The sequence below is a fragment of the Tardiphaga sp. 813_E8_N1_3 genome (assembly GCF_051811025.1).
GTDB lineage: Bacteria > Pseudomonadota > Alphaproteobacteria > Rhizobiales > Xanthobacteraceae > Tardiphaga.
In genome coordinates this window covers 2,357,386-2,372,428 of sequence record NZ_JBPWQE010000001.1, presented here as the reverse complement: position 1 = coordinate 2,372,428, position 15,043 = coordinate 2,357,386, and the positions used below count along the sequence as shown (strand labels likewise).

At 60.5% G+C, this 15,043-nt stretch carries 14 protein-coding genes; 6 read left to right on the top strand and 8 right to left on the bottom strand.

From position 1 onward, the window contains the following. Position 1: 1 nt before the first annotated feature. The 3 genes from AB8A33_RS11310 to AB8A33_RS11300 all read right to left on the bottom strand — a co-directional run bounded on the left by AB8A33_RS11310 (position 2) and on the right by AB8A33_RS11300 (position 3,637). Positions 2–2,203, bottom strand: a complete 2,202-nt coding sequence (locus AB8A33_RS11310; protein WP_439092813.1) for an RNA degradosome polyphosphate kinase — start codon at positions 2,201–2,203, stop codon at positions 2–4. Positions 2,204–2,358: 155 nt separating this feature from the next. Continuing rightward, the gene (locus AB8A33_RS11305; RefSeq protein ID WP_439092812.1) at positions 2,359–3,036 is read right to left on the bottom strand and encodes a chromosomal replication initiator DnaA; all 678 of its coding nucleotides are present in this window, start codon (positions 3,034–3,036) and stop codon (positions 2,359–2,361) included. Positions 3,037–3,082: 46 nt separating this feature from the next. After that, a complete protein-coding gene (locus tag AB8A33_RS11300; RefSeq protein ID WP_439092811.1) occupies positions 3,083–3,637 on the bottom strand; it encodes a CDP-alcohol phosphatidyltransferase family protein in 555 nt (184 codons plus the stop codon). 168 nt (positions 3,638–3,805) lie between these two features. On the opposite strand from AB8A33_RS11300, the gene purM reads away from it, so the two are divergent. Both purM and purN read left to right on the top strand, forming a co-directional pair. Beyond that, positions 3,806–4,879, top strand: coding sequence for a phosphoribosylformylglycinamidine cyclo-ligase (gene purM, locus AB8A33_RS11295; RefSeq protein ID WP_439092810.1), 1,074 nt, complete (start codon positions 3,806–3,808; stop codon positions 4,877–4,879). Between the two features lie 7 nt (positions 4,880–4,886). Further along, a complete protein-coding gene (purN, locus tag AB8A33_RS11290) occupies positions 4,887–5,543 on the top strand; it encodes a phosphoribosylglycinamide formyltransferase (RefSeq protein ID WP_439092809.1) in 657 nt (218 codons plus the stop codon). 95 nt (positions 5,544–5,638) lie between these two features. On the opposite strand, the gene AB8A33_RS11285 is transcribed toward purN, so the two are convergent. Further along, a complete protein-coding gene (locus tag AB8A33_RS11285; RefSeq protein WP_439092808.1) occupies positions 5,639–7,594 on the bottom strand; it encodes a DNA/RNA non-specific endonuclease in 1,956 nt (651 codons plus the stop codon). A gap of 359 nt (positions 7,595–7,953) precedes the next feature. After that, a complete protein-coding gene (locus tag AB8A33_RS11280; RefSeq protein WP_439092806.1) occupies positions 7,954–8,778 on the bottom strand; it encodes an alpha/beta fold hydrolase in 825 nt (274 codons plus the stop codon). A 329-nt stretch (positions 8,779–9,107) separates the two neighbouring features. Here AB8A33_RS11280 and AB8A33_RS11275 point away from each other — a divergent pair, with 329 nt between their 5' ends. Together AB8A33_RS11275 and AB8A33_RS11270 are read left to right on the top strand one after the other, a co-directional pair. After that, a complete protein-coding gene (locus tag AB8A33_RS11275; protein WP_439092805.1) occupies positions 9,108–10,145 on the top strand; it encodes an alpha/beta fold hydrolase in 1,038 nt (345 codons plus the stop codon). A gap of 20 nt (positions 10,146–10,165) precedes the next feature. After that, positions 10,166–11,116 carry a fatty acid desaturase gene (locus tag AB8A33_RS11270; RefSeq protein ID WP_439092804.1) on the top strand — a complete coding sequence of 317 codons (951 nt, stop codon included), beginning with the start codon at positions 10,166–10,168 and terminating at the stop codon, positions 11,114–11,116. Here the strand turns inward: AB8A33_RS11270 and AB8A33_RS11265 are convergent, their stop codons facing one another. Together AB8A33_RS11265 and AB8A33_RS11260 are read right to left on the bottom strand one after the other, a co-directional pair. Further along, complete coding sequence (locus AB8A33_RS11265; RefSeq protein WP_439092802.1) at positions 11,117–11,698, bottom strand: TetR/AcrR family transcriptional regulator; 582 nt, start codon at positions 11,696–11,698, stop codon at positions 11,117–11,119. 57 nt (positions 11,699–11,755) lie between these two features. Next, the gene (locus AB8A33_RS11260) at positions 11,756–13,723 is read right to left on the bottom strand and encodes an adenylate/guanylate cyclase domain-containing protein (RefSeq protein WP_439092801.1); all 1,968 of its coding nucleotides are present in this window, start codon (positions 13,721–13,723) and stop codon (positions 11,756–11,758) included. Positions 13,724–14,008: 285 nt separating this feature from the next. Here AB8A33_RS11260 and AB8A33_RS11255 point away from each other — a divergent pair, with 285 nt between their 5' ends. Beyond that, a complete protein-coding gene (locus AB8A33_RS11255; RefSeq protein ID WP_439092800.1) occupies positions 14,009–14,392 on the top strand; it encodes a hypothetical protein in 384 nt (127 codons plus the stop codon). 119 nt (positions 14,393–14,511) lie between these two features. On the opposite strand, the gene AB8A33_RS11250 is transcribed toward AB8A33_RS11255, so the two are convergent. Then, a complete protein-coding gene (locus AB8A33_RS11250) occupies positions 14,512–14,715 on the bottom strand; it encodes a cold-shock protein (protein ID WP_315842460.1) in 204 nt (67 codons plus the stop codon). Between the two features lie 86 nt (positions 14,716–14,801). Here AB8A33_RS11250 and AB8A33_RS11245 point away from each other — a divergent pair, with 86 nt between their 5' ends. Further along, complete coding sequence (locus tag AB8A33_RS11245; RefSeq protein ID WP_439092799.1) at positions 14,802–15,032, top strand: hypothetical protein; 231 nt, start codon at positions 14,802–14,804, stop codon at positions 15,030–15,032. Positions 15,033–15,043 lie beyond the last annotated feature (11 nt).

The window sequence follows — 15,043 nt, the reverse complement described above, 5'->3', positions numbered from 1 at the left end:
CTTACGAGGATTGGTGACGCTCCGAACGGCGGGTGAGCCGGCGCGGGGATGATTTCTCAAGCGACTTTCCACGGCCAGACAGACTCGGATTCGTCATGAAGTAATTGTGCACGTTGAAGGGTTCCTCGCCCTTCGCTGCCTTCATACGCGTTGACGACCCGTCCGGCAACAATTGCCAGCTCTGTTCCGTATCCTTGAGATTGGCCACCATAATCTGCTCAAGCACCTGAGTGTGCACGGTGGGGTTCTGCAGCGGACACAGAACCTCGACGCGGCGATCCAGATTGCGCGGCATCATGTCAGCCGACGAGATATATACCGCCGCCTTCGGGCTCGGGAGGCCATTGCCCATACCGAAGCAGTAGATTCGACCATGTTCGAGGAAGCGGCCGATGATCGACTTCACGCGAATGTTCTCGGACAGGCCGGGCACGCCCGGCCGCAGGCAGCAGATGCCACGCACGACCAGTTCGACCGACACGCCGGCATTCGACGCTTCATAGAGCGCGTCGATGATTTCCGGATCGACCAGCGAATTCATCTTGAGCCAGATCGCCCCCGGCTTGCCGCTGCGGGCGAATGCCGCTTCGCCGCGGATGTGTTCGAGCATGCGTCCGCGCAAGGTCAGCGGCGATACGGCCATCTTCTCGATGTCGCTCGGCTCGGCATAGCCGGTGATGTAGTTGAAGACGCGTGCAGCATCGCGACCGATGATCGGGTCGGATGTGAAATATGACAGATCGGTGTAGATGCGCGCTGTGACCGGATGATAGTTGCCGGTGCCGGTGTGCACATAGGTCGTGAGCGAGCCGCCCTCGCGGCGCACCACCAGCGACAGCTTGGCGTGGGTCTTCAATTCCAGGAAGCCATAGACCACCTGGACACCGGCGCGTTCGAGATCGCGCGCCCAGCGGATATTGGCCTCTTCGTCGAACCGCGCACGCAGCTCGACGAGCGCCGTCACCGACTTGCCGGCTTCGGCGGCCTCGACGAGCGTGCGGACGATCGGCGAGTTGTTGGAGGTGCGATACAGAGTCTGCTTGATCGCCACCACATCCGGATCGCGCGCGGCCTGCTGCAGGAACTGCACGACAACGTCGAATGATTCATAGGGATGATGGACAATCAGGTCCTTCTGACGGATCGCGGCAAAGATATCGCCGCCATGATCGCGGACACGTTCCGGATGACGCGGCACATAAGGCACGAATTCGAGATCGGGCCGATCGAGTCGCGTGAGCTGCGAGACCTCGTTCATGGCGAGAATGCCGTCGACCAGCAGGATTTCGTCATCCGAGGTTGCCAACGCGCGCTGCACGAAGGCGCGGAGTTCTGCCGGCATGCTAGCTTCGATTTCGAGGCGGATCACCGACCCTCTGCGGCGACGCTTCAGCGCAGTCTCGAACAGCCGGACCAGATCCTCGGCCTCTTCTTCGACTTCGAGTTCACTGTCGCGGATGATGCGGAAGGCACCCTGCCCCTGCACGGTGTAACCCGGGAACAGACGCGCGATGAACAGGCCCGTGGCCTGTTCCAGCGTGATCAGACGGACCGCGCCGTCCTTACCGGGGGTCGGCAGGCGGATGAAGCGATCGATCTTGCCGGGCATACGGATGAGTGCGTTCATCGTCTTGCCATCGGACACCCGCGACAGATGCAGCGCGATGGTGAAACCGAGGCTCGGGATGAACGGGAACGGATGCGCCGGATCGATCGCCAGCGGCGTCAGCAGCGGGAAAATGTTGTGGAGGAAATGATCCTCGATCCAGGTCCGGTCGGCCTTGCTGACCTCCTTGCCGTCGAGCAGCACGATTCCGACATCGGCCAGCATGCCGCGCTGGTCGCGCCAGATCGCCTGCTGGTCGCTGCCGAGCTTGGAGACCGCGCTGTTGATCAGCACCAGTTGCTCGGCGGGGGTCAGGCCGTCCGGGCTGCGCTCGGTGATTCCCTCACGGACCTGCGCCTTGATACCGGCGACGCGGACCATGAAGAATTCATCAAGGTTGTTTGCGGAAATCGACAGGAAGCGGACGCGCTCCAGCGCCGGATGGCCCGGATTGACCGACTCCTCGAGAACACGGCGATTGAAGTGCAGCCAGGACAGTTCGCGATTGATGAAGCGCTCGGGGCCTGATGCGACCACCTCTGCAGGTTTCGCTTCGCCCTTTTTCTCTTCAATAACAATCTCTTCCGCGGAATCCATGAGACAGCAATCCATCCAGTTCAAGCAGCGCTATAGTGCCGGCAAATCACAGCGGACATTGCGTCAGTTGCGTGACGTTTCGATGACATTGAGGAACCTGCCTGCTGCGTCGTCAAGGCACGGTTTGCGCGCCGCGTTTGACGTCCAAGGCTAAGTCAGGCGTCGCGCAGCAGTTCCGCGGCCAATGCGCGGGTCACCGGGCGCCCAAGCCGGAGCGCCTCGCTATCCAGCAATTCCACCGTATGGCGGGCGGCGGCGAATGACCGCTCGATGCGGCTGGCCACATAGCTGACCACGCTCTCGTCGATGCTGAGCTGGCGATCGGCGCAAAACTTCACGATCAGCGCCCGAAACAACCCGTCATCCGGGGGCAGCAGATTGACCACTGGAATCGCACGGAGCCGCGACCGCAAATCGCGCAACTCGACCTCCATCGCGGCGGGGGCGACCCGTGCCGTGATCAGCACATAGGCGTTCTCCTGACGCGCCAGATTCAGAAGGTGGAACAGCGCCCGCTCATCGAAGGCACCGGCATTGAGATCCTCCACCACTAGTGCGTTGGTCACCAGCTCAGCCGGAACCGTCGCGGCCATCAGGCTGTGTGCCATGGTGGAGCGCGCCCCGGCCTCCTCGGCCCAGATCGCCGCCAGATGGCTCTTGCCGGCCCCCTCCGGGCCGACAAGCAGCATGACCCGGTTGGGCCAGTCCGGCCAGCGATCGATCAGCCCCAGCGCCTCGGCATTGGCCGGGCCCTCAAGGAAGTTGTCGCGGGACAGGCTCTCCGCATGAGGCAGCGCGAACGCCAATTGACGGGGTTGGACGCGGGCGACCACGCAAATACTCCATACCGGCTGCGCCGGTGAACGTTACGAATACGCGCTACCTGGGGTCTTGGCCGGACTCGATGGTGCTCATGTGTCGCATCCACTCGACAAGATAGAAGGACACGGAGAGCAACGTCAGAACGGTCACAAAACCCATTAAAATCAAATCATAAGGCGAGGATTTGAAACCAAATCCGAGGGAGGCGAGAACCAAGGCCGCGAACGCCACCTGAGCCACCGTATTCAGCTTCGACACCATCAGCGGCTTCATCGGGATCGGTTTGCCGAACAACCACGACACAATGACGGCGCTCACGATCATGATATCCCGCGACACCACCAGAATCACGATCCAACGCGGCACTGCCCCCCATATCCCCAGGGATACATAGATCGAGACCAGCAGCGCCTTGTCGGCCAGGGGATCGAGCAGCGCACCGAGTTCACTGGCCATGTTGAAGCGCTTGGCCAGGAAACCGTCGATTGCATCGCTGACCCCGGCGATCACGAAGATTGCAAAGGCGATCTCCATCTGGCTCGACGCAATCGCCCAGACGATCACGGGCACCAGCAGGATGCGCCCGAGGGTGATGAAATTGGGGATACTCACGCGGCGCTTCCCGGCTCCGGCCTGTTTCGCAATCCGAGCTCGGGGGCTCCGACCGGCTTACCGCCTACATAGTAATCGGGATAGCGTTTACGAGCCATTGCGCAGGCGGGGATTCCGACGTAACCAGCCGAAAATACACAGTTTAGCAGCTTCGCCAGGATACCCGGCATGACCGACAAGAAAAAAGGCCTCACTTACGCGGATGCGGGCGTCGATATCGATGCCGGCAACCGTTTGGTGGACCTCATCAAGCCGATGGTTCGCGCAACCGCCCGCGCCGGCGCTGACGCCGAGATCGGCGGCTTCGGCGGGCTGTTCGACCTCAAGGCCGCCGGCTTCAAGGATCCGGTTCTCGTCGCCGCCACCGACGGCGTTGGCACCAAGGTCAAGATCGCTATCGAAGCCGGCATCCATAACGGCATCGGCATCGATCTCGTCGCCATGTCGGTCAACGACCTTGTGGTCCAGGGCGCCGAGCCGCTGTTCTTTCTCGATTACTTCGCCTGCGGCAAGCTCGACCCAGAAGCCACCGCTTCGATCGTCGCTGGCATCGCAGAGGGCTGCCGTGAATCGGGCTGCGCGCTGATCGGCGGGGAGACCGCCGAGATGCCCGGCCTGTATAAAGATGGCGACTATGACCTCGCAGGCTTCTCGGTCGGCGCTGCCGAGCGCGGCATGCTGCTGCCGACCAAGGACATCGATGTGGGCGATGCCGTCATCGGCATGGCATCGTCCGGTGTCCACTCCAACGGCTTCTCGCTGGTCCGCAAGATTGTCGAGCGCACGGGCCTCTCTTACGCCGACAAGGCACCGTTCTCGCCGGTGATGACGCTTGGCGGTGCGCTGCTGACCCCAACCCGGCTCTATGTGAAATCCTGCTTGCGCGCGATCCGCGAAACCGGCGCTGTGAAGGGCCTCGCCCATATCACTGGCGGCGGCTTCACCGACAACATCCCGCGTGTACTGCCAAAGAACCTCGGCGTTCGCATCGACCTGCCCGCCCTCACCGTCCTGCCGGTGTTCAAGTGGCTGGCAAAGGAAGGCGATATCGCCGAACTCGAACTGCTGCGCACCTTCAACTGCGGCGTCGGCATGATCGCCATCGTCAAGCGCGAAGCCGTGCAGCAGGTGATGGACATCCTGCGCGAGAGCGGCGAGACCGTGTCGCTGCTCGGCGACGTCATCGAAGCTAAGGGCGACGAGCGCGTCGTCTATGACGGGCATCTCGAACTCAAACTGTGAGGCCGTGATGCGCCGCGTCGCCATCCTGATTTCCGGCCGCGGGTCGAACATGACCGCGCTGATCGAGGCCGCCGCAGCAGATGGTTTCCCGGCCGAGATTGCGCTGGTGATTTCCAACAGGGGCGATGCTCCCGGCCTTGCCACTGCGCAGGCCAATGGCGTCAAGACGCTGGTGATCGAGAGCAAGCCGTTTGGCAAGGATCGCGCCGGCTTCGAGAAGCTGCTGCAGGCGGCCCTCGACGAGCACAAGATCGAGCTGATCTGCCTCGGCGGCTTCATGCGCCTGTTCACAGCGGAATTCGTGCGACACTGGTACGGTCGGATGCTGAACATCCACCCGTCGCTGCTGCCGTCCTTCCCCGGCCTCGATCCGCACGGCCAGGCGCTGCACGCCGGCGTCAAGATTTCCGGCGCCACGGTGCATTTCGTCATTCCGGAGACCGATGCCGGTCCGATCGTGATGCAGGGAGCCGTGGCCGTGGCCGATGACGACACCCCCGACACCCTCGCCGCGCGCGTGCTCGACATCGAGCACAAGATCTATCCGCAGGCGTTACGACTGTTGGCCACCAACAGCGTCTGCATCACCGGCGACACCTGCACCACCAGTACCGGCGCCAGCGCCAGCCTCGATGACACGCTGATCTCGCCGACCGTGATCTGACGCGCTTTTAAGAGCGAGCGCGGCGCTGCAATCGCATCGCCGCAGCGATCTCATTGGTCGCCAAAGACCTTGCCGCGACCTTGCATCGTGCTCCGTCAGATAATGATATCGCCGAGATCATTGATCCAGCGTGTCTGGCGGGTCGCCTCGAGCGACCCGTGTGCGTCGAAATCCTTCACCGCCGAAAAATCCAGACCGGTTTCGTTTTCGATCGCCGTGATGGTGGTCTGGATCCGCCGTTTCCGCATCTCATCAAGAGTGTACGGCTTCAATCCCGAGAACACCTTGGCTTCGTACAGGGCTTGCACGTATTCCGTCTGCCCTACCACAAAGGCGGCCGCCGCGATCCTGCTGTCGGTTTTCTGCAAAACCGCTACCTTCCAGAACGACAGCGGAATTTGCCAGGGCCCGCTCTCGCGGCTCTTGCCGTAAACAGGATCGTCGGGCCGATAGATCGGGCCGGTGAAGATCGTCAGCTTCTTCTCGGAAGTCTGCGCCTTGTTGAGGAGATAGTCCTCCAGATTGCCCCAGTCGATGTCGTTGTACTTCTGCACCTGCGGCGCCGCATTGGTGTAGTGGAACGTGTCTTCGGATGCGAGTTTCGACTCGGCCAAGGCTGCAGCCGCCTTGGGCGCCGCGCTCCAGCAAGGGTCCAGCAAACGAACCTGATGGCCGCGACTGAACTGGACCGCGTCGTCGCCTTTGGCCTTCTCGTAGAAATTGCCGGCAGGCTGATATTCGTCAGCAATCCGCCCGTCGCGTCGCCAGGTATCCTTGCGCGGTCCCGGATGAACGAGCTTATTGCCGTCGATATTCACGGCGGTGATCAGCGGAAATTTTCGCTTGGCGTGAATCACCGTGGAAAAATGATGGTAGTCGAGTTCATGGCCCGCCGACCTGCCGAGCAGCGGCGCAACCAGCTTCTTGGCGAGAAGCGGAGCGTAAATTCGCGACAGCGCGATCTTCTCGGTCAGGAATTCCTCGTCGTAGCCTTTGACATTCGTCCACCGCTTTGCCGGCAACGGCTTGCGGTCGGCTTCCAGCATGGTTTCGCCCGGCGCCATGCTCTGCGACATAGGTGGTAGACCCAATGCCTTCTCGAGTCTATCGAGCACCAGTCCAGCCTGCGCAATCTCGAAACGTTCGCGCTCGAGCTGTACATAGATGGCGCTGACCCGAATACCTTCGTTGGCAATCCAGACCGGCTCTTTGGCCGGATTTCGCAGCTTCGTCGGCGCGGGGACCGCCTTGTGATGCAAAGCGAGGACCTGCCACTGATCATTGAGGACCGGCGCCCCAGATGAGCCTGGCTCGGTATCGGTCGAGTAATGGATGAATTTGTTTATGTCGATCCCGGCCGACGTTTTCGCATCCAGCTTGACGATCTGGCTCGACCGGATCGCGATCTGTTTCGGCTCGCTGCCGGGATGCTGGATGATGGTAACCCACTCGCCATCCACCACTTTGCCCGATAGCGGAAGCAGAGGAAGCCGCCCATAACGCTCGATCGGTACGCCACTGTCAGAGAGTGGCGTCACGGCAATGAAGGTGATGTCCAGTTCGGAGTTGGTGTAGAAAATCTCGTGAGGCCGCAGGTTGAAACTGACGCCTTCGCGCAAGACGCCATCGAGGTCGTGCTCGTAGCCGAACTCGGCTTCGCACTGACTGGCCTCGTCGGCGTCCCCTAGAACGTGATGATTGGTGAGCAACAATCGAGGGCCGACCAGAAAACCTGTGCCATACCAGGCGCCGCCATTGCTCGGGACCTTGATGCGGCACACCGCGTCGGCTGCCCGCCTGCCCCGATCCAGAAAGTTGATGGAGAGCAGATCGCTCTCGCCAATCATGCGCTCGAACGCATTGGGATCGCTGCGCGGCGCCTCCAACAATTCCTTCCGCATCTCGAACCGCTTGTCCGACCGCGCACGTGCACTTCGACGCGCACGGCTGGCAGGCGGCACGAAACTCGAATCCTTACGCGTAATGATTTTCTCGAGCTGAGTGGACAGCGCCTGCGAGGTCGTCGAGACGATATCTTTGCGAGATTCCAAATCGTCGCGATCCAACGTCCCCTCCCAATGACTTTCGCCACGACTGGCTGCGCATCAGGCGCCATCACGCCGACACCAAGCCATTGTGGCCAAACCTGAAAATCAATCAGAGGTTGCAGTTTGGCGCAAGAAGTGCTTCTGGGCAACAGTTTGATGATGCGACGTATGGTCCGCCGGACCGCAGGCAGAGTCGCTTGTGCAGCGGATCGCGCCGCCTTTTTTGCCGCGGCTTCCGGCGTGTGCACATGAGGCCATAAATCCGTGGGAGCCACGAGGCGCGTGTGTGCCGGATAGGTCAGAGGCGCACAAAATAAAGAAGCCCGGCAAGGCATTGCCTTGCCGGGCTTCTGGTACGTGCATCAGCTCTTGATGAACGCCAGCAGGTCCGGATTGAGCACGTCGGCATGGGTGGTCAGCATGCCGTGCGGGAAGCCCGGATAGGTCTTCAGCGTGCCGTTCTTGAGCAGCTTCACCGTCAATGGTGCAGAGTCGGCGTAAGGCACGATCTGGTCATCATCGCCGTGCAAAACCAGCACCGGCACGTCGATCACCTTCAGATCTTCGGTGAAGTCGGTTTCCGAGAACGCCTTGATGCAATCATAGTGCGCCTTGGCGCCGCCGATCATGCCCTGCCGCCACCAGTTGTCGATCACGCCCTGATAGACCTTCGCGCCCGGCCGGTTGAAACCGTAAAACGGACCGGCCGGCACATCGACATAGAACTGCGCGCGATTGGCCACCAGAGCAGCACGGAAACCGTCGAACACTTCGAGCGGCAGGCCGCCCGGGTTGTTCTCGGTCTTGAGCATGATCGGCGGCACGGCACTGACCAGCACCGCCTTGGCGACGCGCCCCTTCTTGGCCCGCGCGACGTAACGCGCGACTTCACCGCCACCGGTGGAATGGCCGATATGGACGGCATCCTTCAGATCAAGTTTGTCGGTGAGTTCGGCGACGTCGGCGGCATAGGTGTCCATCTCGTTGCCTGTCGCGGTCTGGCTGGAGCGTCCATGGCCACGGCGGTCGTGCGCAATGACGCGATACCCATGATTGAGGAAGAACATCATCTGGTTATCCCAGTCGTCCGCACTCAGCGGCCAGCCGTGATGAAACACGATCGGTTGTCCGGTGCCCCAATCCTTGTAGAAAATTTCCGTGCCGTCTTTGGTGGTGATGGTTCCCATGATCCAGACTCCTTTGAGTGGGTTGCGGGCAAGCGCGACTTCGAATTCACAGCGGCTTAACCTGGCCGCTTTCCGCCTCTGCGCCGATGACAGGCCAGTGAATAGACTAACGGGCCGCAAGTCTCTTGTACGTTTCGAATACAAAACCAAGATGTCGCCGAGCCACCAGCGCGCGGCGACCAGCTGCATGCTATTCAGGCGGCAATGCCGAAGTTTCGGCATTGCGCTCTTCGTCAATTAATATACCAATGGTACAGTTATTAAATTTTGTCGAGCGGATCGCTTGTCGCACCCTCGGCAGGCGTCAACGGACCTTCCGGAGCTGCAGCATGAATACGCCGAGCGACTACCAGATCTTCGAGGCGGGTGACGTGCTGCTGCAATCCGGCCAGCGTCACCCGCGCCTGCAGCTTGCCTACAAGACCTACGGCACGCTCAATGCTGCCAGGGACAATGTCATCCTCTATCCAACGTCGTTCGCCGCGCAGCATTACGACACCGAGTGGCTGATCGCGCCCGGAGCGGCCCTCGATCCCGAGCGCTACTTTATCGTCATCCCCAATCTGTTCGGAAACGGGCTGTCGTCATCGCCATCGAATTCGCTGGAAGCTCTCGGTGGCGCCCCCTATCCGAACATCAGTTATCACGACGCGATCTCGATCCAGCACCGCCTCCTGACCGAGCAATTCGGCGTCGCGCGTCTGGCACTCGTCTATGGCTGGTCGATGGGTGGCATGCAGGCCTATCACTGGGCCGCCCGCTATCCGGACATGGTGGCACGCGCGGCAGTGGTCTGCGGCAGCGCCCGATGTTCGCCGTTCAACACCGTATTTCTCGAAAGCGTGCGGGCTGCTCTGACGACCGATCCGGCCTTTGTCGGCGGCCGTTTCGTCTCGAAGCCGTCTGCCGGTCTTCGCGCCATGGGGCGCGTCTATGCCGGCTGGGCGATGTCGCATGGCTTCTACCGCGATGAGCTCTGGCGTGAGGCCGGTTTCACCTCACTGGAAGACTATCTGACCCGATCGTGGGATGTCGCGTTCGCGCACCGTGACGCCAACAATCTGCTCGCTCAACTCTGGACCTGGCAAAACGGCGATATCAGCCGCTGCGATGCATTCGGTGGCGACTTCCGGAAAGCCATGGCTGCTATCAAGGCACGCGTTCTGCTGATGCCTGGGCAGACCGACAATTATTTTCAGGTCGACGACAACGAAGACGAACTCTCTCTTCTGACCAACGCACGCGCAGCCGAACCGTGTCCGATCCCCTCGCTGCACGGACACCGCGCCGGCAATCCCGTCAAGATTCCCGCCGATGCGGCCTTCATCAACGCGAAGGTCTCTGCGCTGCTTGCCGCCGACGCCTGAACCGAGAACGGAACGAACCGATGACGATGGATGCAGTTGGCCATGGCAAGATCGAAACCCGCGCTCTAACACCTGCACAGCTGAAGGACCTGTCGGTTCGCGCCAATCTTCCGGGGCTCATTCGCTCGATCATCCATTATGCCTTGATCGCTTTGGTTGGAACACTGATCTGGCAGGTTGCGACCCGCTACGGCGTGGCGTGGACGACTCCGCTGATAATCATCCAGGGCTATCTCATCGCCTTCCTGTTCATGGCGGTGCACGAGGCCGCGCACAAGACTGTGTTCACCAGCCGGCGGCTGAACGAGGCCCTCGGCCATATTTCGTCGCTGATGATCGTTCTGCCCTATGAACACTATGCGCTGTTTCACTGGGACCATCACCGCTTCACGCAGGATCCAGACCGCGACCCGGAGCTCGTCACAGCGACCATCCCGTCATCGGACACCAGACTCGCGATCGCCTATAGCGGCATCGTGCAATTGACCAACCGGATCCGCCTGCTGGTCCGGCGTGCCGTGACCGGACAAGCCGTGGCACCGTGGATCCCGGAATCCAAGCAGAGCATGGTGGTGCGCGAGGCACGCATCTATGCCCTCGTCTATCTCGCGCTGCTGATCGCTTCCATCGCGTTCTCCAGCACGATGCTGCTGTGGTGCTGGCTCGTCCCGCTCTATGTGGGCCAGCTATTCCTGCGGCCATATCTCTATGCGGAGCACACCGGCTGCGAGCGCACCCGCAGTGCCTATGAGAACACCCGCACGACCTATACCGATAGGCTGACGAAGTGGTTCACCTGGAATATGCCATTCCATGTCGAACATCACGCCTATCCGTCGGTGCCCTTCCACGCATTGCCGAAGCTCAATGCCATCATCGACGAACGCATCACGCATCGCGGTCGGGGTTATCGGGCCGTCACGCGCGAAACCTGGCGCTGGTTTCGTCGCGCGCGGCAAGACGGCATCTGACTATTGCCCCGACAACACGGATTTAACGAGTTTGCGCGCATAGTCGGCTGTCAGCGGCCGAAATCCAAAGACATACTCATAAAATAGCGTGCCATAGATCCGGTCATAGAGATCGCCGGCCGGCTCCGAAGCAACGATGCTGCCGTCCTTCTGACCGTCCTTGATAATCGCCAGCGATATGTCCCGGCGGATACCAAGGTAGCGCTCTGAGAAGATCTTCGCTGAACCGGTCCGCGAGATGCATTCGGCGATGACAGCGAGCTGTACCTTGCCGAAATCGCTGTTCAGCGCCACGGCATAGGCGGCGGCATGTTTCGTGATGCGCATGAACGGATCGCCGTTCTCGGAAAGCGGCAGCATGGTGGACGCCTGCCGCAGAAATGCGTCGATCAGTACCGCTTCGCGCGACGGCCACCATTTATAGATCGTCATCTTGGAGACGCCGGAATCCCGCGCAATCGCATCGATGGTCGTCGCAGCGAGCCCCTGCGCTGCCATCATGCGATAGGCGCTGTCCAGGATCGCATCCTCGGTTTCGACCGATCGAGGGCGCCCCCGCCGCACGGGTATCACCTCGGTCATCTCCGCAACTTGTCTCTATGGGTTGCCATACGCCTACTATAGCGCGGCCCCCATCGATCAAACAGGGAAATTGGCGTGGCGATCAGACGCAACGACGGAATGCTGGTCTCGCGCGCCGAGCAACTCATAGATCTGCACTTCGGCGGCAAAGCCTTTCGGCTTGATCCGGGCGACGCTGCGGAAAAGAAACAATGAGTCCACCCGCTCCTTGACGGCTTCGCTGACCAGGACGCTGGTTCCGTAGTCCTTGTTCAGCGTCTCGAGCCGCGACGCAAGATTTACGGTCGCGCCGAGCGCCGTGTAGTTCATGCGGTCGGGCGACCCGATATTGCCGATCATGACATCACCCACATGCAGGCCAAACCGGGTCTTATAGACCGGCCAGCCCTCTCGCTCGAATTCCTCGTTGAGCTTGCGATTGGCTTCGACGCAATCGAGCACGGCGGCGCAAGCCTGCGCGACATGGTCGGTGTGCTCGATGGGTGCGTTCCACAACCCCATAACCGCATCGCCTATATATTTATCGACCGTGCCCTGATGCGTAGCAATGACGTCCGAAATCGCAGCGAAATAGCGCGACGTGTAGAGCATCACCCGCGTCGGATCCTCGTTCTCGGTCATGCCTGTAAAATTCTCGACATCCGTGAACAGGATTGTCGCTTCGCGGCGCTCGCCGCCCAATTGCATGGCCGTGCCGGTTTCGACCAGTTGCTGAACCAGACGCTTAGGGACGAAATTCGAGAATGTCTGCACCAGTGTGCGCATGGTGAAGACCGATCGGCCGAGATCGTCGATTTCGCGGATCGGCGAACGCAGTTGCGGCATCGACGAGAACCGGAAGTTCTGGATGCGGTCGACCTCGCGCGCCAAAATCCGCAGGGAGAGCGACAGCTTGTTGCCGATCCAGAATGCAATCGGTATGGCCGCGAGCACGAAACAAAATGCGAGAATGAAGAGCGTGCGCTTTTCTTGCTCGATCTCGGCATAGAACTCATCGAGTGGCGCGAAGAAGCCAACACGAAGATTGGCCGATCCAGCCATCTCTACGGGCCTGAATGCGGCCGCATAGGCACGCGCTGTGCTGTCATCAAAGAACTGTTGCTCAACTCCGGTCTCGCGCCACGCCTTGATGGCCGCAGTCGCGCCGATCGTATCGACATCGCTCAGTCGTGGCAGCTCCGACAGTTTGCTCGGCACGCTCGTGGCTTCAAGCCACCGGGACATCTCGGGATGCGCCAGCACCCGGTCGGCATCATCAAACAGGTAGGCCACGCCCGAATGCCCGAGCTGCTGCTTGCGCAGCATGGCCTCGGCTTCACCGAGCAGGATATCGCCGGCCACAACACCCCGCTGCCCCTCCACGATTGGCATCCGCAGCGTATAGCCAATGTCGCCGGTCTGATAGAAAATATAGGGCTCGGTCAGCAGACTCGCATTGGGCTCGAAGGCGCCGCGATACCACGGCCGAACGCGAGGATCGAAATCGACCGGTCCGGGCAGACTTGCCAAAGGCTGCAGCGCATCGTCGAGATAGGCGGTCGTGGTCTGAAGCGGCCCAAAATCGCCTGCCTTCACGATCGTGAACAGGCGAAATCTGGCCCCGTCCGGCGCCCCGAAGCGCGCTTTCACCCCAGCTCCCGTTCGGTCGATGAGGTCCATTTCCAGGAACGAGCCGTCCTCATACCCCATATACAGGCTGAAGAGCTGCTTGTTGTTGCGCAGCATCGACGCCAGCAGGATGTTCAGCCGCGGGTTATTCTTGAGCTCCGCGGACTGGACCGATGTGATACCGCGCAGGATATCCAGATTGTCGTGAACGCTCTTGAGCTGCGCATCGATGCGATCGGTCGCCGATTGCGCGACCACACTGAGATACGATGAAGCCGCCGTCCGGATGATCGTATTCACCCGGCTGAAGCTGAGATAAACCAGCGCAAGACCGACCGTCAGGACGACGCCGACGAACAAGGCAATGATCGACGTCCTAAAGCCAATCCGGAAACGCGATCTCGCCGGCACCGTCATCGCAGGATGCTCCACACGCCAGCCAATCTGGCACCGCATATCGACAGGCCAGACCTGGCTGCGCCGGACGGGACGTCTCGCGGTATCATGATTCCGCCACGCAAGCGCAATTGCCGAGTATCTTTACGGTAAAGAAACCCGATCTGTGCTTACGACATCGGACAATGAACTCATCTCGTCCAGTACGCCGGCAAGCGCCACAAGCTGCGACGATTGCAATGCCTCCATGGCAACTGCATAATTGAAACAATTGACTATTCTGGCTGTCACTTAAGGAAATGAAGAATGACGGGCGCCGATCTGGGTGTGATCATCCGGCAGACTGCTAAGCAGCAAAACAAGACACTGATGGCAGCCGTCAAGGCACAACGCGATCGCTATGCGGGCCTGGCCGCCAAGGCCAAGGACAAGACCGCCAAGGACCGTTTCAAGCAACTGGCGAAGGACGCGGCGGAGCAAGGCATGGCCGCCGCCAAGCGCCTTCAGATGTCCGCCGATAATGCCGCCGATAGCTATGCGCGATCGATGCGTAAGGCCGTTGAAGCACTTCAGATCGCAGAAGCAGCGCAAGCGATGAAGGCTCAGAACGCCGAGAAGGACAAGGTCCCCAAGAAGGCTGTACCCACCAAGAAAACGGCCAAAAAGGCGAAGAAGCCAAAGAAGCGATGATGCAGCCATAGCCTCGCCCGCTCGGCGCGATCCGCACCGGAGCTACAAAAGGCCCGGCTTGCGCCGGAGTTACATCAGTCGGCCGGCCCGTATGTCAGGGCCGGCACAGCAAGACTCAGTTATGAGATCTTGAGATTCTCGGCAGACGCCTTGCCGCGATTTTCCACCAGCTCGTATTCGATGGTCTGGTTTTCATTGAGGGTGCTGAGGCCCGCGCGCTCGACGGCGGAGATGTGCACGAAGACATCCTTGTCGCCGACAGTCGGCTTGATGAAGCCATACCCCTTGGTGGGGTTGAACCATTTGACGGTGCCCTTCTGCATCGTCTGTCTCCCAATCTAGATACAAAAAAGACGCGGCCACGCATCATGCGTACCACGCCACAAGCGGGCTTCCCGGTGTCTGCTGAATGTCCTGCTCACAAAACGCACAGTCGAACGGCCTCAATCCGATTGCGCAAGAATTCCAACATGAAATTTTTGACTACGCAAGTCTTTGGCTTTTTGCAGCCGAGGTTTTGATACCATCGGCCGCAACGCCGACCGCGTTCAAGCGTACCTATCGAAAGCCGCTGACCGGATCCATGAGCAGACGTGCCGGATTGAAACATCGCCGGCCCGGCCTGCGCGAATGGTCATAACGTGATGAAAA